General features: G+C 73.4%; 17 protein-coding genes. 6 read left to right on the top strand and 11 right to left on the bottom strand.

Annotation, left to right across the window (positions count from 1 at the left end):
* Positions 1-7 precede the first annotated feature (7 nt).
* From PV410_RS01745 to PV410_RS01725, 5 genes are all read right to left on the bottom strand, one after another.
* Positions 8-2,146: a 3-hydroxyacyl-CoA dehydrogenase NAD-binding domain-containing protein gene (locus PV410_RS01745; protein WP_500321817.1), complete on the bottom strand. Its 2,139-nt coding sequence runs from the start codon at positions 2,144-2,146 to the stop codon at positions 8-10.
* Positions 2,143-3,363 (bottom strand): thiolase family protein, encoded by a 1,221-nt coding sequence (locus PV410_RS01740; protein WP_500321816.1) that lies wholly within the window; start codon positions 3,361-3,363, stop codon positions 2,143-2,145. Before PV410_RS01740 ends, PV410_RS01745 begins: the two co-directional genes overlap by 4 nt.
* A 290-nt stretch (positions 3,364-3,653) precedes the next feature.
* Positions 3,654-4,895, bottom strand: a complete 1,242-nt coding sequence (locus tag PV410_RS01735) for an HRDC domain-containing protein (RefSeq protein WP_500321815.1) — start codon at positions 4,893-4,895, stop codon at positions 3,654-3,656.
* Between the two features lie 79 nt (positions 4,896-4,974).
* Positions 4,975-5,637 carry a response regulator transcription factor gene (locus PV410_RS01730; RefSeq protein ID WP_018563211.1) on the bottom strand — a complete coding sequence of 221 codons (663 nt, stop codon included), beginning with the start codon at positions 5,635-5,637 and terminating at the stop codon, positions 4,975-4,977.
* A 215-nt stretch (positions 5,638-5,852) separates the two neighbouring features.
* Positions 5,853-6,503 carry a DUF3000 domain-containing protein gene (locus PV410_RS01725; protein ID WP_500321814.1) on the bottom strand — a complete coding sequence of 217 codons (651 nt, stop codon included), beginning with the start codon at positions 6,501-6,503 and terminating at the stop codon, positions 5,853-5,855.
* Between the two features lie 89 nt (positions 6,504-6,592).
* Here PV410_RS01725 and hemE point away from each other — a divergent pair, with 89 nt between their 5' ends.
* The gene (gene hemE / locus PV410_RS01720; protein ID WP_499514595.1) at positions 6,593-7,636 is read left to right on the top strand and encodes a uroporphyrinogen decarboxylase; all 1,044 of its coding nucleotides are present in this window, start codon (positions 6,593-6,595) and stop codon (positions 7,634-7,636) included.
* 47 nt (positions 7,637-7,683) lie between these two features.
* On the opposite strand, the gene PV410_RS01715 is transcribed toward hemE, so the two are convergent.
* Entirely contained in the window at positions 7,684-8,706 is a 1,023-nt protein-coding gene (locus PV410_RS01715; protein ID WP_500321813.1) for a DUF4349 domain-containing protein, read from the bottom strand.
* Positions 8,707-8,833: 127 nt separating this feature from the next.
* Here PV410_RS01715 and hemG point away from each other — a divergent pair, with 127 nt between their 5' ends.
* Complete coding sequence (gene hemG, locus PV410_RS01710; protein ID WP_500321812.1) at positions 8,834-10,279, top strand: protoporphyrinogen oxidase; 1,446 nt, start codon at positions 8,834-8,836, stop codon at positions 10,277-10,279.
* A gap of 4 nt (positions 10,280-10,283) precedes the next feature.
* Positions 10,284-11,015: a hydrogen peroxide-dependent heme synthase gene (hemQ, locus tag PV410_RS01705; protein ID WP_499514598.1), complete on the top strand. Its 732-nt coding sequence runs from the start codon at positions 10,284-10,286 to the stop codon at positions 11,013-11,015.
* A gap of 189 nt (positions 11,016-11,204) precedes the next feature.
* On the opposite strand, the gene PV410_RS01700 is transcribed toward hemQ, so the two are convergent.
* From PV410_RS01700 to PV410_RS01680, 5 genes are all read right to left on the bottom strand, one after another.
* Complete coding sequence (locus tag PV410_RS01700) at positions 11,205-11,954, bottom strand: TIGR04222 domain-containing membrane protein (RefSeq protein ID WP_500321811.1); 750 nt, start codon at positions 11,952-11,954, stop codon at positions 11,205-11,207.
* Positions 11,955-12,027: 73 nt separating this feature from the next.
* Positions 12,028-13,191 (bottom strand): DUF1996 domain-containing protein, encoded by a 1,164-nt coding sequence (locus PV410_RS01695; RefSeq protein WP_500321810.1) that lies wholly within the window; start codon positions 13,189-13,191, stop codon positions 12,028-12,030.
* Positions 13,192-13,205: 14 nt separating this feature from the next.
* Positions 13,206-13,943, bottom strand: coding sequence for a DUF4142 domain-containing protein (locus PV410_RS01690; RefSeq protein WP_500321809.1), 738 nt, complete (start codon positions 13,941-13,943; stop codon positions 13,206-13,208).
* Between the two features lie 161 nt (positions 13,944-14,104).
* On the bottom strand, positions 14,105-15,460 hold the full coding sequence (locus PV410_RS01685; RefSeq protein WP_500321808.1) for an MbnB/TglH/ChrH family RiPP precursor modification enzyme: 1,356 nt from the start codon (positions 15,458-15,460) through the stop codon (positions 14,105-14,107).
* Positions 15,461-15,553: 93 nt separating this feature from the next.
* Entirely contained in the window at positions 15,554-16,360 is an 807-nt protein-coding gene (locus tag PV410_RS01680) for an aminoacyl-tRNA hydrolase (protein ID WP_500321807.1), read from the bottom strand.
* Between PV410_RS01680 and PV410_RS01675 the strand changes: the two genes are divergently transcribed.
* From PV410_RS01675 to PV410_RS01665, 3 genes are read left to right on the top strand one after another with little or no spacing between them, the layout of a single operon-like run.
* A complete protein-coding gene (locus PV410_RS01675; protein WP_500321806.1) occupies positions 16,302-16,976 on the top strand; it encodes an AIM24 family protein in 675 nt (224 codons plus the stop codon). The genes PV410_RS01680 and PV410_RS01675 overlap by 59 nt on opposite strands.
* A 1-nt stretch (position 16,977) precedes the next feature.
* Positions 16,978-17,814 (top strand): ABC transporter ATP-binding protein, encoded by an 837-nt coding sequence (locus tag PV410_RS01670; protein WP_500321805.1) that lies wholly within the window; start codon positions 16,978-16,980, stop codon positions 17,812-17,814.
* On the top strand, positions 17,811-18,482 hold the full coding sequence (locus tag PV410_RS01665) for an ABC transporter (RefSeq protein ID WP_500321804.1): 672 nt from the start codon (positions 17,811-17,813) through the stop codon (positions 18,480-18,482). The genes PV410_RS01670 and PV410_RS01665 overlap by 4 nt, the downstream gene beginning before the upstream one ends.
* The last annotated feature ends 15 nt before the right edge of the window (positions 18,483-18,497 follow it).

Below are 18,497 nucleotides of genomic sequence, written 5' to 3'. Positions count from 1 at the left end.
GCCGGAGTTACGCCGGGACGGAGGCCACGCCCGGGGCCAGGAACGGCTTGCCGTTCACCCGCTCCGAGACGCCCTCACGGTCCAGGTACGGCGTGATGCCGCCCAGGTGGAAGGGCCAGCCGGCACCGGTGATCAGGCACAGGTCGATGTCCTGCGCCTCGGCGACGACGCCCTCCTCCAGCATGATCCCGATCTCCTGTGCGACGGCGTCCAGGACGCGGGCGCGCACCTGCTCCTGCGTCAGGACGCTGTCGCCCTGCATCAGGAGCGCGGCGACCTCGGGGTCCAGCTCCGGCTTGAAGCCGTTCTCGGCGGAGTAGACGTAGAAGCCGCGCTTGCCCGCCTTGACGACGGCCGCGAGGTTCGGGGAGACCGTGAAGCGGTCCGGGAAGGCGCGGTTGAGCGTCTCAGAGACGTGCAGACCGATCGCCGGGCCGACCAGCTCCAGCAGCACCAGCGGGGACATCGGCAGGCCGAGCGGCTCGATGGCCTTCTCCGCCGTCTCCACTGGGGTGCCCTCGTCGATGACGTTCTGGATCTCGCCCATGAAGCGGGTGAGGATGCGGTTGACGACGAACGCCGGGGCGTCCTTGGTCAGCACTGCGGTCTTCTTCAGCTTCTTCGCCACGGCGAACGCGGTGGCCAGCGACGCGTCGTCGGTCTGCTCGCCGCGCACGATCTCCAGCAGTGGCAGCACCGCGACCGGGTTGAAGAAGTGGAAGCCGACGACCCGCTCGGGGTGCTTCAGCTTCGAGGCCATCTCGGAGACCGAGAGGGAGGAGGTGTTGGTGGCGAGGATCGTCTCCGGCTTCACCACCGCCTCGACCTCGGCGAACACCTGCTGCTTGACGCCGATCTCCTCGAAGACCGCCTCGATGACGAAGTCCGCGTCGCCGAAGGCGGCGGCCTTGTCGAGGGAGCCGGACACCAGGCCCTTGAGGCGGTTCGCCTTGTCCTGGTTGACCCGGCCCTTGAGCAGCAGCTTGTCGATCTCGCCGTGGACGTAGCCGACGCCCTTGTCCACGCGCTCCTGGTCGATGTCGGTGAGGACCACCGGCACCTCCAGGCGGCGTGCGAAGAGCAGCGCCAGCTGCGAGGCCATCAGACCGGCGCCGACGACGCCCACCTTGGTGACCGGACGGGCCAGGTTCTTGTCCGGGGCACCGGCCGGGCGCTTGCCGCGCTTCTGCACCAGGTTGAAGGCGTAGATGCCGGAGCGCAGCTCGCCGCCCATGATGAGGTCCGCGAGGGCCTCGTCCTCGGCGTCGAAGCCGGCGGACAGGTCTCCGTCCTTGGCGGCGGCGATGATGTCCAGCGCGCGGTACGCGGCCGGGGCGGCGCCGTGCACCTTGGAGTCGGCGAAGGCGCGGCCCTTGGCGACGGCCTCGTCCCACGCCGCGCCGCGGTCCACCTCGGGGCGGACGACCTGGATCTCGCCCTTGAGGACGGCGGCCGTCCAGGACAGCGACTGCTCCAGGAAGTCCGCACCGTCGAACAGCGCGTCGGCGATGCCCAGGTCGTAGACCTGACCACCCTTCAGCTGCTTGTTCTGGTTGAGCGAGTTCTCGATGATGACGCTCACCGCGCGCTCGGCGCCGATGAGGTTCGGCAGCAGCGCGCAGCCGCCCCAGCCCGGGACCAGGCCCAGGAAGACCTCGGGGAGGGAGAACGCCGGGATGGCCGAGGAGACGGTGCGGTAGCTGCAGTGCAGGCCGACCTCGACGCCGCCGCCCATGGCCGCGCCGTTGTAGTACGCGAAGGTCGGGACCGCGAGGGACTGCAGACGGCGGAAGACGTCGTGGCCGCCCTTGCCGATCGCCAGCGCGTCCTCACGCCGCTTCAGCAGCTCGACGCCCTTCAGGTCGGCGCCGACCGCGAAGATGAACGGCTTGCCGGTGATGCCGACACCGGCGATCCCGCCGTCCGCGGCCTCCTTCTCGACCTGGTCGAGGGCGGCGCTCAGGTTCGCCAGCGACTGCGGTCCGAAGGTGGTCGGCTTGGTGTGGTCCAGGCCGTTGTCCAGGGTGATGAGCGCGAAACGCCCGGCGCCCTGGGGGAGGTCGAGGTGGCGCACCTGCGCCTGCGTCACGACCTCGTCCGGGAACAGCTCGGCCGCTCCCTTGAGGAGCTCGGCGGTGGTGGTCACTTGCTGCCTCCGTCGAAGTGCGGGTTCTCCCAGATCACGGTGCCGCCCATGCCGAAGCCGACGCACATGGTGGTCAGGCCGTAGCGGACGTGCGGCTGCTCCTCGAACTGGCGGGCCAGCTGCGTCATCAGACGGACGCCGGAGGAAGCGAGCGGGTGGCCGAACGCGATGGCGCCACCGTACTGGTTGACGCGCGCGTCGTCGTCGGCGATGCCGTAGTGGTCGAGGAACGACAGCACCTGCACGGCGAACGCCTCGTTGACCTCGAACAGGCCGATGTCGGAGATCGACAGGCCCGCCTTGGCGAGTGCCTTCTCCGTCGCCGGGACCGGGCCGATGCCCATCACCTCGGGCTCGACGCCCACGAAGGCGTAGGAGACCAGACGCATCTTCACCGGGAGCTCCAGCTCCCGGGCGACGTCCTCGGCGGCGATCAGGGAGGCGGTGGCACCGTCGTTCAGACCCGCCGAGTTGCCCGCCGTCACGTTGCCGTGGGCGCGGAACGGGGTCTTGAGGCCCGCCAGGTTCTCCAGCGTGGTGCCCGGGCGCATCGGCTCGTCGGCCGTGGCCAGGCCCCAGCCGGTCTCGCCGCCCTCGGGGGAGGTGCGGCGCACCGAGATCGGCACCAGGTCCTGCTGGATCTTGCCGTTCGCGTACGCCTTCGCCGCCTTCTCCTGGCTGCGCACCGCGTATTCGTCGGCGCGCTGCTTGGTGAGGTGCGGGAAGCGGTCGTGCAGGTTCTCCGCCGTCATGCCCATGAACAGCGCGGACTCGTCGACCAGCTTCTCCGACACGAAGCGCGGGTTGGGGTCCACGCCCTCGCCCATCGGGTGCCGGCCCATGTGCTCCACGCCGCCCGCGAGCGCCACGTCGTACGCGCCGAAGGCGATGCCCCCGGCGACGCTGGTGACCGCGGTCATCGCGCCCGCGCACATGCGGTCGATGGAGAAACCGGGCACCGACTTGGGCAGTCCCGCCAGGATCGCGGCCGTACGGCCCAGGGTCAGGCCCTGGTCGCCGATCTGGGTGGTCGCGGCGATGGCGACCTCGTCGATGAGCTCCGGGGAGAGCGCGGGGTTGCGCCGCAGCAGCTCCCGGATGGACTTGATGACCAGGTCGTCGGCACGGGTCTCGTGGTAGATGCCCTTCGGGCCCGCCTTGCCGAACGGGGTGCGGACGCCGTCGACGAAGACGACGTCCCTAGCGGTACGAGGCACGTTGGCTCTCCTCAAGATGCGGGTTCGCTTGCCGCGGGCAGAAGACGGCGGCTCCGCCGTACATGCTACTCGCGGGTAACCGATGTGCACAGTGCGGGTGTGCGGGGTCACACGTTCGGTCTCCCCCCGGGTTCCCGCGTGCGGCCGTTCCTGCTTTCCGTGGGGTTTCTCCCCACCCTCCCGCCCTCCCCCAGCCGAAGGCTGGGGGAGGGCGGGAGGGTGGGGAAACCCCAAAGCGCAACCACAACGGTGCCGCACACGACGACGGGCCGCGAGGGGCACCCCCTGGGTCACACCGCCGGCGTTGCCGCGAGCGCCGCCGTGAGGATGGGCGTGGTGAGCTCGACCTGCCAGGGGCGCGCGCCGGCGTCCTGGAGGAAGGCCGACACCGACTCGGGGCTGCGGTCCCGCGGGGGCGCCCAGCACAGGCGGCGGACGGTGTCCGGGGTGATGAGGTTCTCCTGGGGGAGGTTCAGCTGCTCCGCCAGTGCCGAGACCGCCGCGCGGGCCGCGGAGAGCCGGGCCGCGGCGGCCGGGTCCTTGTCGGCCCAGGCGCGCGGGGGCGGGGGGCCGGTGTAGGCGGGGCCGGGCTGCGGGAGGTCGCGCTCGGGGATGCTGCGGGCGTGGTCGATCGCGGCCTGCCACTGCTCCAGCTGGCGCCGCCCCATGCGATGCCCGAACCCCGGGAGCGCGGCCAGCGCGTGCGCGTTGGGGGTGGCCTCCAGCGAGGCGGTGACGATCGCGGCGTCGGTGAGGACCCGGCCGGGGGAGACGTCCCGTTCGCGGGCGAGCCGGTCCCGGAGGTTCCACAGTTCCCGCACGACCGCCATCTGACGGCGCCGGCGCACCTTGTGCATGCCGGAGGTGCGGCGCCAGGGGTCGACGCGGGGCGGGGGCGGCGGGGCCGCGGCGATGGCCGCGAACTCCTGCAGTGCCCACTCCAGCTTGCCCTGGGCGCGCAGTTCCTCCTCCAGCGCGTCGCGCAGGTCGACCAGGAGCTCGACGTCGAGCGCGGCGTACCGCAGCCACGGTTCGGGGAGCGGCCGGGTCGACCAGTCGACGGCGGAGTGGCCCTTCTCCAGGGCGTACCCGAGGACGTTCTCCACCATCGCGCCGAGCCCGACCCGGGCGAACCCGGCGAGGCGGCCGGCCAGCTCGGTGTCGAACAGCCGGGCGGGCCGCATGCCGGCCTCGTCGAGGCACGGCAGGTCCTGCGTGGCGGCGTGCAGCACCCATTCCGTGCCGTCGAGCGCGGCGCTCAGCGCCGACAGGTCCGGACAGGCGACGGGGTCGATCAGCGCGGTCCCTGCCCCGGTGCGGCGCAGCTGGACCAGATAGGCCCGCTGACCGTAGCGGTAGCCGGATGCGCGCTCGGCGTCGACGGCGACAGGTCCGGAGCCCGCGGCGAAAGCCGCGACGATGTCGGCGAAGGCCTCCGGGCTGGCGGTCACCGGCGGGATTCCCTCGCGCGGGTCCAGCAGCGGGACCGGCGCCGGGGGTGCTTCTGTTGCGGTCTCTCGGGCGTCGGTCACCAGTCAAGAGTATCTGTGTACAGCAGCCGCCCGCCGACGGAACGTTCCGTCGGCGGGCGCACGCGGGATATGACTTCGATCAGTGGATGATGCCGGTACGCAGCGCTACCGCGACCATGCCCGCGCGGTCACCGGTGCCCAGCTTGCGGGCGATCCGGGCCAGGTGGCTCTTCACGGTCAGCGCCGACAGCCCCATGGAGACGCCGATCGCCTTGTTCGACTGGCCCTCCGCGACCAGCCGCAGCACCTCCACCTCGCGGCCGGACAGTTCGCGGTAGCCGCCGCCGTGGCCGGGGGCACCCGGTGGGCGGCGCTGCAGCCGCTGGCCGGCCGGGCCGAGGGGTACGGCGCCGGGGCGGCCCGGGATGCCGAGGTTGGTGCGGGTGCCGGTGACGACGTAGCCCTTCACACCGCCCGCGAGGGCGTTGCGCACGGCTCCGATGTCGTCGGCGGCGGACAGGGCCAGGCCGTTGGGCCAGCCCGCCGCCCGGGTCTCGGCGAGCAGGGTCAGCCCGGAGCCGTCGGGGAGGTGTACGTCGGCGACGCAGATGTCTCGGGGGGTGCCCACCCGGGGCCTTGCCTCGGCGATGGAGGACGCCTCGATCACGTCGCGTACTCCGAGCGCCCACAAGTGGCGCGTGACGGTGGAACGTACGCGGGGATCGGCGACCACCACCATCGCCGTCGGCTTGTTGGGGCGGTAGGCGACCAGGCTTGTGGGGTGCTCGAGAAGAACCGACACCGGGCCTCCTGGGACATTGGCGGGAAGGGTCACAGGTTCCTTCGGCAGCAACTTCGCCCGGCTTTAGAGAATGATCACGACTTGTTTAGTAACAATTCCGGCAATTCGGACGCGCTGTCGACCAGGGTCGATCGAAGGTGTGAAGATCGCGGTCACCGGGTGTCAGACCTTGTTGACGGCGGTAAAGCGAATGGTCAGCGCGGGCGCGGCGGCCCTCAGCGCGTCTGCTGCGGACCGCGCCGCTTCGGCAGCGGCACCACCGAGGGGCCGCCGCCCGGCTGGGGGCAGGAGGGGTCCGAGGGCGCCGGCGGCAGCCCCGCGCAGGTGCACACCAGGTCGCACCAGGCCGCCAGGTGGGTGGCCATGTCCGGTACGCCGCCATTCACGGCGAGCGGCGTCCACGAGGCCCGGATCTCGATGCGGGTGGAGTCCTCCCGCCCGGCCAGGGCGCCGAAGTGGTGCGAGGAGCTGCGCGAGACCGTGCCGCCCGCCGCGGTGAAGGCCGCGCCGCGGCCCTCCAGGGCACCGGTCAGCCACGACCAGCTGACCTCGGGCAGCAGCGGGTCCGCCGCGATCTCCGGCTCCAGCTCCGCCCGGACGAGGGTGACCAGCCGGAAGGCGCCGTGCCAGCCCTCCTGCCCGTCGGGGTCGTAGAGCAGCACCAGGCGCCCGTCCCCGATCTCCTCGTCGTCGACGACGACCGCCGCCTCCAGGGCGTACGCGTGCGGTGCCAGGCGCTTGGGCGGGGGCACCGGATCGAGCTCCACCTCGTGCCGTACCCGGGCGCGCAGCAGTGCGTCGACCGCGTGCTGGAACGGGAGGGGGGCGTCGTTCCCGTCCGAGAGGTGCCCATGAGCCGCTGCCATGCCCGGAAGCGTAGGCCGAAGGGGGCCCGCAGTGAGGGAGGACACCCGGTCGGGCGGGTCGCCCACTTGGCGCATGCGAAGATTCGGGGGTGAGTGCGCACCAGCAGACCGCTGCTTCCCCCTTCATCCTGGCGTGCCGGCGCCGGCCCGTGCCGCACACCCCCGTGTGGTTCATGCGCCAGGCCGGGCGCTCCCTCCCCGAGTACCTCAAGCTGCGCGAGGGCATCCCCATGCTCGAGTCGTGCATGCGGCCCGACCTCGTCACCGAGATCACGCTGCAGCCCGTACGGCGGCACAAGGTCGACGCGGCGATCTACTTCAGCGACATCGTGGTGCCGCTCAAGGCCATCGGGCTCGACCTCGACATCAAGCCGGGCGTCGGCCCGGTCGTCGAGCAGCCCATCCGCACCAGGGAGGACCTGCAGCGCCTGCGGCCGCTCGACCCGGACGACGTCAAGTACGTCACCGAGGCGATCGGCATGCTCACGGGTGAACTCGGCACGACGCCGCTGATCGGCTTCGCGGGCGCGCCCTTCACCCTGGCGAGCTACCTCGTCGAGGGCGGTCCGTCGCGCAACCACGAGCGCACCAAGGCCCTCATGTACGGAGAGCCCGAGCTGTGGGCGGAGCTCCTGGACCGCCTCGCGGACATCACCTCGGCCTTCCTGAAGGTGCAGATCGAGGCCGGCGCCAGCGCGGTGCAGCTCTTCGACTCCTGGGTCGGCGCGCTCGCCCCCGAGGACTACCGGCGCTACGTCATGCCCGCCTCCGTCAAGGTCTTCCGGGCCGTCGCGGACTACGGCGTGCCCCGCATCCACTTCGGCGTCGGCACCGGCGAGCTGCTCGGGCTCATGGGCGAGGCCGGCGCGGACGTGGTCGGTGTGGACTGGCGCGTCCCGCTGGACGAGGCCGCCCGCAGGGTCGGCCCCGGCAAGGCGCTCCAGGGCAACCTGGACCCCGCGGTGCTCTTCGCCCCGCGCGAGGCGGTGGAGAAGAAGACCCGCGAGGTCCTGTACTCGGCCGGAGCCGCCCCGGGCCACATCTTCAACCTGGGCCACGGCGTCCTGCCCACCACGGACCCCGACGCCCTGACCCGTCTCGTGGACTTCGTCCACACCGAGACGGCCCGCTGACGGCGGTGTCCCCGCGCCGCCCGGCGCGGGGACACCGGGGTCCGCCGCTACTCCCGCGGCTGTGCCCCGCCGTCGCCCGCACCGATCGGCGCGGGCACGGTCACCGGCTGCGGGGGCGCGGCGACGGGGCGCCGGGCGGGCAGCACCCGGCGCAGCAGCCGGAAGCCCAGGTAGCCGAGGAGGGCCAGCGCCGCGAACGGGGCCAGCACGGCGAGGGCGACCAGGAGGGCCCGCAGGGTCAGGTAGAAGGCGTGCCAGCCGCTGCCGAAGGCGCTGCCCACGGTGGCCCAGAAGCCGTCGTCCTCCTTCTCCGGCGCCTCCTTGACGGCCGGCTCCTGCACCTCCAGCGTGATCGTCGCCATCCCGGTCCGCTCCTTGAGCGAAGCCTGCTGGGCCTCCAGCGACTCCAGGTCGGCCTGGCGGGAGCTGAGTTCGCTCTCCAGGGAGACGATGTCGCTGAGCCTCGTCGCCCGGTCCATCAGCTCCCGTACCCGCGCCACGCTCGCCCGCTGCGTCTTGAGCCGGCTCTCGACGTCCACGACCTGGCCGGTGACGTCCTGGGCGTCCACCTTGCGGTTGCGCAGCGTGCCCAGCTCCGACAGGTCGCGCAGCACCCGGTCGTAGCCGTCCGGCGGCACGCGGAGGGTGATGGTGGAGTACTCGCGGCCGTCGTCGTCCAGGCTGGTGCTCTCGTTGCCGACGTAGCCGCCCGTCCCCTCCACGAGCGTGCGCGCCTTGGCCACGGCGCCGGAGACGTTCTTGGCCTCGACCGTCAGCGTCGCCGTGCGCACGATGTAGGACTGCGCCAGGGTCGGGGTCCTTCCCGCCCCGGTGCCGGACCCCTTGCCGGTGGCGTTCTTCGCGTCGCCGTCCGCCCCGGTGGCCGCGGTCTGCGCGCCGGGACGCTCGGCCAGGTCGGGTGCGGCGGCGCCCGCCTTGCCGCCCGCCTCGCTGGAACTGCTGTCGGTGCTGTCGGCGCCGCAGCCGGTGAGCGTGAGGGCGGCGGCCAGTGCCAGGGCGCCGAGGACGGCGGCAAGTGGTCTGCGGGCGGTGGTGGTTGACGTGCTCACAGGGCGTCCCCCCGGGGTCGTTGCGTCTGTTGCCGATTCGACGCGAGGGGCGCGGGGCGGGTTTCGGGTCCGTGATCCCGAAGAGGTCACGGTTAGGGCTCGTTCCGGCGTCTGAGACAGTGGAGCCATGAGCAATACGCAGCCCCGGGCCGGGCATGTGGTGGTCGTGGGCGGCGGGGTCTCCGGACTCGCCGCGGCGCATTTCCTGCTGGAGGACGGCGTGGCACGGGTGACCGTGCTGGAGTCCTCCGGGCGCCTGGGCGGGAAGCTGTACGCGGACGAGATCGCGGGCGTCCCGGTCGACCTGGGCGCCGAGTCGATCCTGGCGCGCCGTCCCGAGGCGGTCGACCTGGCCCGCGCCGTCGGCCTCGGCGACGACCTGGAGGCGCCCGCCACGACGAACGCGGGCCTGTGGACGCGCGGCCGGCTGCGCCCCATGCCCAAGGGCGGCGTCATGGGCGTCCCCGGCGACCTCGGCGCGCTCGCCGCGTCCGGGGTGCTCTCGGCGGCCGGCCTCGCGCGGCTGCCGCTCGACCACGTCCTGCCCCGCACCAAGGTGGGCGAGGACGTGGCGGTGGGCGCCTACGTCGCCGCCCGGCTGGGCCACGAGGTCGTCGACCGGCTCGTCGAACCGCTGCTCGGCGGGGTGTACGCGGGCAACGCGTACGAGATCTCGCTGCGCGCCGCCATCCCGCAGCTGTACGAGGGCGCGCGCGGCGGCCGCTCGCTGATCGAGGCCGTCCGCGAGAGCCAGCGCAAGGCCGCCGCCGCGCGGCAGAACGGCCCCGTCTTCGCCGGCATCCGCGGAGGCGTCGGGCGGCTGCCGGTCGCCGTCGCCACGGCCTGCCGGGCCGCCGGTGCCCGCATCGAGACCGACGCCCCGGTGCGGACGCTGCGCCGCACCCCCGACGGCTGGGAGGTCGCCTTCGACCACGACGGCACCCGCGAGACGCTGTCCGCGGACGCGGTCGTGCTCGCCGTGCCGGCCCCGGCCGCCGCCAAGCTGCTGGCCGCCGAGTCACCGGGCGCCGCCGCCGAGCTCTCGACGGTGGAGTACGCCAGCGTCGCCCTGGTCACCATGGCCTTCCGGCGCCGCGAGATCGCCCACGCGCTGCCCGGCAGCGGCTTCCTCGTCCCGCCGGTGGACGGGCGCACCATCAAGGCGTCCACGTTCTCCGCCCAGAAGTGGCACTGGAGCGGCGCCGCCGACCCGGACGTCTACGTCCTGCGCACCTCGATCGGCCGGCACGGCCAGGAGGCCGACCTCGCGTGGGACGACACCGACCTCGTCCGCCTCTCCCGCCAGGACCTCGGCGAGGCCGTCGGGCTCACCGCGGCCCCGGTCGCGGCCCGTGTCACCCGCTGGGACGGCGGCCTGCCGCAGTATCCGGTCGGCCACCTGGCCCGGGTCGCGCGGCTGCGCGAGCACGTCGCGAAGCTGCCCGGCCTCGAGGTGTGCGGCGCCCTCTACGAGGGCGTCGGCATCCCGGCCTGCGTCGCGAGCGCGCGCGGCGCGGCCACGCAGGTCCTGGGCACCCTGCGGCGGGCGGCGGAACCGGACGCGGGACAATAGCCCCATGACCGACTCCACTGCATCCGCCGCCCCCGCCAAGGCCCCCAACGCCGGCAAGAAGGCCAAGGACCTCAACGAGGTCATCCGCTACACCCTCTGGTCGGTGTTCCGGCTGCGCGACGTCCTGCCCGACGACCGCACCCGCTACGCGGAGGAGGTGGAGGAGCTCTTCGAGCAGCTCGCCGAGAAGGACGTCACGGTCCGCGGCACGTACGACCTGTCCGGGCTGCGCGCCGACGCGGACGTCATGATCTGGTGGCACTCCGAGACCGCCGACGCCCTCCAGGACGCGTACAACCGCTTCCGCCGCACCATGCTGGGGCGCCTGCTGGAGCCCGTCTGGTCGAACATGGCCCTGCACCGCCCGGCGGAGTTCAACAAGAGCCACATCCCCGCCTTCCTCGCCGACGAGACGGCCCGCGACTACGTCTCCGTCTACCCCTTCGTCCGCTCCTACGACTGGTACCTCCTCCCCGACGAGGACCGCCGCCGCATGCTGGCCGACCACGGCAAGATGGCGCGGGGCTACCCGGACGTGCGGGCGAACACGGTGGCGTCGTTCTCGCTGGGCGACTACGAGTGGATCCTGGCCTTCGAGGCGGACGAGCTGCACCGCATCGTGGACCTGATGCGTCATCTGCGGGCCTCGGAGGCGCGTATGCACGTCCGCGAGGAGGTGCCGTTCTACACGGGTCGTCGTAAGTCGGTGGCGGATCTGGTGGCGGGTCTGGCCTGAGGCCCGGCCCCGCGCGGGGGCTTTCCGGGGTGGCGGGTGCCGGGCGGAGTCCGGCGGGCCGGTCGAAGCCCGGGAGGCCCCTTGGGGCCGAGCGGTGCGAGGGCGGCTGTGGGGGAGGGGCCACGGGTCGTTAAGTCCGTGGCGGATCTGGTGGCGGGTCTGGCCTGAGGTCCGGCCCCGCGCGGTGCGTCAGCTCAGGGCGGCGCGGAGGGCGGGGTCGGGGAGGGCGGAGGGGCCCCGGACGGCGACGGCGGTGAGGAGCTGCCGGCGGTCGTCGGGGGCCGGGCCGTCGGGGACGTCGACGGCACGCAGCAGCTCGCGGCCCGCGCGGGCGGCCCAGTGGGTGTAGGGGTGGATCTCGAAGCGCGCGATGGCCAGGCAGCCCAGGGTGACCAGCAGCGGGAGCGCGAACCACGGCAGCAGGGACCGGCCAGCGGGGCTGAGGGTCGTCGCGGCGGCCAGCATGGCCAGGATGAGGGCGGAGGCCGCGCGGACCTCGCGGATGCCGGTGGAGATCGACTCCCGGGCCGCGGGAGGCACCGCGAGCCCCGCGTCGGCGAGGCCCTGCGCCAGGGCGCGGACCCCGTCGGAGGTCGCGTGCGCCGTGCGTATCGCGGGGACGGGGGCCTGACCCTCGGGGCCGGTGGCGGCGATCAGGGAGCGCTCGATGGCGTCCCGGCCGTCCGGGTCGACGACGGTCGCCCATCCCGTCCTGGCGAGCAGCAGACGCCGTTCGCGCCCCATCGTGACCATCGCCAGTTCGGTGACCCGGCGCGGTCCGCCGGACAGGAAGGCCATCTCGTAGAGCCCGAGCGCATGGTCGGCGGCCGGTGCGGCGGCCCCGTCAGGCAGATCGGCCGCGGCGACCGCCGCCCTGCACAGGCGTGTGCAGGAGGCGATCGCCGCGGCCCAGGCCACGAGGAGGAAGAGCATCCACATGGGGGAGTTGTAGCCGACCCCCGTGGGGGTCCGCCCGCGGTTTCCCGAATCGGGGGCGGCGCGGGCTACCGCGTCAGCCGCAGTTGCGGTTGCCGTTGATGCAGCTGACGACCTGGTTCATCAGGCGGGTCGGCATGAAGTTGGCGAAGTCCGCGTGGTCCGTGACCGGCTTGTGCAGCTGCTCGGGGAAGCTGTCGAGCGCGTAGTTCGGGCCCTGCGGGACCTTGTAGGTGAGCCGCATCTTCAACTGGGGCACGGCCTTGAAACCGGCCTGGCACTGCCCGGCACCGTCGGGGAAGACGATGTGCGTGCGGTGGTTGGCGCTGTCGACGTTGGTCCCGTCCCAGCAGCTGGGGAAGTTCAGCGTGCGGACCACCCGGCTGCCCTGCGGGCACAGCGGGTACTTGTCGGTGAGCTGGCGGTTCTCGAAGCCGGTGCAGCTCCACGACGCCTTGGCGTTGGCGACGCCGTTGGTGAAGGACTTGGCGTCACCCATGATGATCCGCAGCGTGGACGGCATCGCCACCACCTTGGCCCTCGGGTTGCCCCCGAAGAGCAGCTGCACCGAGGTGGCCTGCAGGATGGTGCCGGTGTTGCCGTCGGCGTCCGGCGCGTCGTTGGCGGAGCGGGTGCGCAGCACCGGCCAGAAGTACGCCGACTTGTCCCCGCGGGCGCAGGTGGTGCCGGCCGCGGCCAGGGACTCGTTGGTCGAGAAGCCGTCGGTGCTCAGGTTGCCGACGTAGTCGTGGACGTGGTGCGCGCCGTTGGCGACGCCGGGGGCCACGATGAAGTTGTCGGGGTTGTGGTGCTTGTTCTCGTTGCGGCCGCAGCGCGCCGTGAACGTGCCGCGCGAGGCGCCCCGCTGGTTCGCCGCCCGCTGGACGTTGGGCTGGACGGAGCGGATGTCGGCGAAGTCCTCGGGGGCGGGGCCGTTGGTCTGCGTGCCGCCGCCGGCGGGCGCGGACGCAGAGGCCGAGGCCGAGGCGGACGCCGAGGGGGCCGCGGAGCCGTTCTGGCCGCCGTTGTTCTGGCCCCCGTTGTCCGCCTTGGTGCTGTTCCCCGGGCTGGGGCTCTGCCAGCCGCCCGAGTGACCGGAGTTGGACCGCCAGTGGGCCGAGGCCGAACCGGTGACCAGGGCGAAGGTGCCGCCGGAGCCGAGCAGTGCCAGCACGGCTATCAGCACGAGTTGCTTGGTGCTCAACCTGCGCCGGTGGTTCATGTGTTGTCGTGTGGGCATCGGATCGCTCATTTCTACTGCGACGGCTGGGGGGACGAAGCCGCTGGGGGAAGTGAGTACGTCGGGGACGGGGTGACGATGAAGGTCGGCTCACCGGGAGCGGGGGAGACCGGCACCGCCGCACCGGGGTTGGTGGGGCTGGCGGTCGTGTCCACGGCGACCTGGTCGAAGTTGACCAGTCCGGTCTTCTCCAGGACGGTGATGTGGTCGAGCACCGTCGCGTTCGCCTGGTCCGCCAGTTCGCGCACCAGCGAATTGCGGGTGGTGGCGCGTACCTGGGCCACGACCGAGAACACCTGGCCGTGGGCGAGCCTCAGGATATTCGCGAACTTCTGGTCGAAATCCGGTCCGGTCGCCGCGGACATGGTGGCCAGAAAGCCCATTTGCTGTGCTGTGGGCTGGTTGGGCAGAGTGATGCCCAATTGGGGCGCGATCGTGCGGCACGTCGAGTCGAGGTTCGTGTGCCCGTCGATCAGGTGCTGCCCCGCGCGCTTGACCGCAGGCGTCGTCCCCTTCTGCAGGGCCATCTGCCCGGCGGGGAACTCCCACAGGCCGGCCAGCCGGACCTTGGTGACGAAGGTGCGGTCCAGCTGGGTGAGCGGACCGTACTGCGTGGACACGGTCTGGGCGCCGGCCGCGGTCACGGCGGGGCTGTTCAGCCCGGACATGACGGGGTAGGCCAGCGCGGCGAGGGTGACCACGAGAGCCCCGACCACGAGGCTGAGTCCGGTGGCGTAACGGGTGGATCGCATGGGACCGCACGTTAGTGCGTTTGAAGCGTCCAAGGCGAGGAACAGTCACGTATTCGCGAATTCCAGGAATCCGGGCCCGGTCCTTGGTACGTTGTTGCCTTTTCGCGCTCGATGGGCTCCGCCGCCATTCCCGCCGCAGGTCGGAGGCCCTTGGAAAAAGATTATGGCAGCTTTGAACGGAGCGTGTCCCGCATACGTATGAATACGTGTGAGGGCTGTCGCGGCGCCGGGAAAACCCTTCCGCGCAGACGCTGCCGCCAGGCCGCGAGCGGTGCCGGACCCGAGCGTTCGCGCCACCACGCGGCCAGCCGCCTGGTGACCGCGGGGTCGTGCGGGCCGTCCCCGTCGAGGACGTACGCGGCGAAGGCCATGGCGTCGTGGCGGTAGCCCCCGTCGAGCGGCCGCAGCGCGGCGTAGCGCAGGAACTGCGGCCGGTACGCGGCCCCCAGGATCTCCGGCAGCTCCGGCGCCACCTTGGCGACGATGCCGGCGCGCTTGGCGGCCAGCGCGCGGCTCTGCACACCGATCCGGGTCCGGTCGAAGCCCTCCGGCACCGGCGTCCCGGCCACGAGAGCCGACAACAGCGCGGTCTGGCGCAGCGCGAGGCGCTGACGGGCCGCCCCGGGCGCCGCGGCGACCCCTGCGGGCACGGCCGGCGGCACGTCCGCCCGCCCGCCCGTGCCCGCGTCCACCACGCGGCGTATCGCGGCCAGTTCGCGGGCCAGTTCGCCGCCGGCGGGGAAGTCGTCGTCGCGCTCCAGCAGCACGCCGGGCGGGCAGGCCCGCTCGTACAGCGCCGCCAGCACGTCCAGGACGGCCTCGGGGACGGGGTGCGCGTGGCTGTCGTGCCACACGCCGTCCTTCTCGACACCGCCCGCCACGTGGACGTAGGCGATGGCGTGCACCGGCAGCGCGTCGAGTGCGGCGAGGGGGTCCTCGCCGCGGTTGACGTGGTTGGTGTGCAGGTTGGCGACGTCGATCAGCAGGCGTACCCCGGTCCGCTCGACGAGCTCGGCGAGGAAGGCCCCCTCGCTCATCTCCTCGTCCGGCCAGGCCACCAGCGCCGCGATGTTCTCCAGCGCGAGCGGCACCGGCAGCGCGTCCTGCGCGATGCGCACGTTCTCGCACAGGACGTCCAGCGTGTCCCGGGTCCGCGGCACGGGCAGCAGGTGCCCCGCCTCCAGGTGCGCCGAGCCCGTCAGCTCCCCGCCGCCGCGCACGAAGGCGATGTGCTCGGTGACCAGCGGGGCGCCCAGCGCCTGCGCGCGCTGCGCGAGCGCGGTCAGCCGGTCCGCGCCGGGCCGCTCGGCGCCCCCGAGGCCGAGCGAGACACCGTGCGGGACGACTGTGACACCGCGCTCGCGCAGCCGCAGCAGGGAGTCGGGGAGATGACCCGGGCAGACGTTCTCGGCGACCGCCTCGACCCAGTCGACACGGCCGGCCTCCGCCAGCGCCTCGACCGCCGCCGCGATCTCCGGCCGCCAGCCGATGCCCGTGCCCAGATACGAGTGCTCCATGCGCCCCCCTTCCTCCTGCCGGGGTTCTGGCCCCGCGCACGGCGGGTGAACCCCGCGGGGGCGGGTTTCAGAGCTTGATTTGAGCTTGGGGCCTCAGCGGCGCAGCGCCGGGTGGTCCGCCACGACGGTGCACGACCCCGGGGCGATCTCGGTGAACCCGGCGTCCCGCACCACGGGCAGCCCGGAGGCGGTGAGCGTCTCCCAGCCGGCCTGCGGCGCCGTGCGCACGGCCAGCGGGAAACCGGCCTCGCGCCACTGCGCGCGCTCGGCGGGGGGCAGTGCGAGCCAGGCGAGCTGGGCGCCGTGCCCGGCCTGCGCCATGGTCTTGCCGGCCGACATCTGCACCCCGGGGTTGAGCCAGAGCACCGGCGTCCCGGTCTCCGGCCCGGCGGGCGGCTCCGGGTCCTCCAGTTCCGTCCCGGACACCTGCAGCCGCGCCAGGTCCTTGGGCCAGCCGTCCAGCGGAACCGGCGGGAAGACGCGGACCTCGGCGGACTTGCCGGTGACCGTGATGCCGGGCAGCGCCTCGGCCCGCTGCCACTCGGCGCCGCGCGCCCGCCGTACGACCTTGCGGATGCGGGCGTCCTCCCAGCCCCGTACCGCCCCGGCCCACTCCCCGTCCGCGGCGGTGGCGCGCTCGTCGGAGCGCAGCAGGAGCACGGCACGGGCGGCCGTCTCCAGCGCGTCGGTCCGCGCCGGCGGGGCGGTCCGCTCGATGCGGACGACCAGGGGGAGGACGAACTGGGGAGCGGCGTCGCGAGGATCGGTTGTCACCTCGACAGTCTGCCACCCGCCCCGCAAGAGCTTGTCGGAGCCGATCCCTCCGGGCCAGGATGCCGGGGTGCACAGCGACCTCTTCGCGACCGAGAACACGGCGCAGCCGGCCACCGAGCCCGGCATGACCCTCCAGAACGCCAAGTCGATCAAGTACGCGGTGAACGGCGAGTGCCTGGCGCGCCAGGGCTCGATGATCGCCTTCCGGGGCAACCTGCAGTTCGAGGTGAAGGGGCAGGGCGTCGGCAAGTTCCTCAAGCGCGCCTTCACCGGTGAGGGCCTGCCGCTGATGTCGGTGCGCGGCCAGGGCGAGGCCTGGTTCGCGCACGAGGCCGCCAACTGCTTCGTCATCGACCTCGACCCCGGCGACAGCCTCACCATCAACGGCCGCAACGTGCTGGTCTTCGACTCGACCCTCTCCTACGAGATAAAGGTCGTGAAGGGCGCGGGCATGGCCGGCGGCGGCCTGTTCAACAGCGTCTTCACCGGGCACGGCCGGCTCGGCGTGATGTGCGAGGGCAACCCGATCGTCATCCCGGTCACCCCGCAGGCCCCGGTGTACGTCGACACCGACGCGGTCGTCGGCTGGAGCGCCCAGCTGCAGACCTCCCTGCACCGTTCGCAGAGCTTCGGCTCGATGCTGCGCGGCGGCTCCGGCGAGGCGGTGCAGCTGATGCTGCAGGGGGAGGGCTTCGTCATCGTCCGGCCGAGCGAGTCCCAGCCCCACCAGCCGTCCAACTGACGTGCGGCTGGAGGCGGTCGGCCGCCGGTACGGGGCGCGCGGGCCCTGGGTGCTGCGCGGCGTCGATCTCGACGTGCCCGGGGGACGGGTGCTGCGCGTCGAGGGGGCGAACGGCAGCGGCAAGTCCACGGTCCTGCGGATCCTCGCCGGCATCGACCGCCCCACCACGGGCCGGGTCAGCGGTCGCCCGCGCACCGCGTACGTGCCCGAGCGGTTCCCGCCGGCACTGCCCTTCGACGCGCACGGCTACCTCGTGCACCTGGGGCGGGTGCACGGGCTCGGCAGCCGCACCGCCGCCCGGCGGGCCGAGCAGTGGCTGGAGTGCTTCGGCATCGCCGGGTACGCCCGGACCCCGCTCGCCGAGCTGTCCAAGGGCACCTGCCAGAAGGTCGCGGTGGCCCAGGCGCTGGTGGCCGAGCCGGAACTCCTCGTCCTCGACGAGGCGTGGACGGGGCTCGACCGGGACGCGCGCACCGTCCTGGACGACGCCGTGCGCGCCCGCAGCGCCGCCGGCGGCACGGTCGTCCTCGTCGACCACGACCCGCGCCGGCTGGCCGGCGACATCACGGAGGTCCACCGCGTCGAGGGCGCCCGGCTCGTGCCGGTGCCCCTGGACGCCGCCGCCGGGCCGCGCGTCGTCATCGAGGCCACCGGCGGCGGGCAGCCGCCGGCCGGGCTCGCGTACGAGCCCGCCGCGCCCGGCACGCTCCGGGTGACCGTCCCGGCCGCCGGGTCCGACGCCGTCCTGCGGCGGCTCCTTACCGCCACGCCGCCCTGGCACATCCGGGCGGTCCGCCCCGCGGAGCCGCCCGCGCAGCCGTCCACGGAGTCCTCATGACCGCCCTGCTGCGCTACCGGACCGCCGTGCTCCTGCGGTCCTTCCGCTGGCTGCCGCCGCTGCTGCTCCACGTCGCCGTCATGGGGATCGGGCTGGCCGGGGGACCGCAGCCGCTGCTGGACTCCCTCGGCTGGAGCGCCGCCGCGCTGCTCCCGGCCGCGGCCTGGCTGGTGCGGGTCAGCGTGACGGCCGAGCCGCCGGCCGCCCGCGCCTGCGTGGCGGCCGCCGCCGGGCCGGGGCGGGCCCACACAGCGGGCGTCCTGGCGGCGCTGCTGTGCTCGGTGGTGCTGGGCACCGCGGGCACCGCCGTGGTCCTCGGCATCGCCGACCCCCGCACCACGGACCACCTCAAGGCCATCCCGGTGGTCCCGGCGGCCGTGGCCGGTCTCCTGGCCGCCCTGGTGAGCGCGCTGCTCGGCACCGCCGTCGGCGCGCTCACCAACCCCCCGGTGCTGCTCCGCCCCGGATGGGCGGTGCCCGTCACGGCCCTCACCGCGGTCCTGGTCCTCGTCGCCGCCGGATCGCCCGCCAACGCGGCGGTCACCGGGCTCGTCACCGGTTCCCGTACCGGCGCGGTCCCGTTCCCGCTGGTGCCCCTCCTGCTCGCGGCGCTCGCCGCCGCGGGCGCCGGCCTGCTCGCGGCGACGCTCAGCGCACGCCGCGGGTGAGGGGCGGGGGCGCGG

This window comes from Streptomyces sp. PA03-5A, assembly GCF_033792725.1.
Lineage (GTDB): Bacteria > Actinomycetota > Actinomycetes > Streptomycetales > Streptomycetaceae > Actinacidiphila.
The sequence above is the reverse complement of the archived record's forward strand: the minus strand, read 5'-3'. Positions and strand labels throughout refer to the sequence as shown.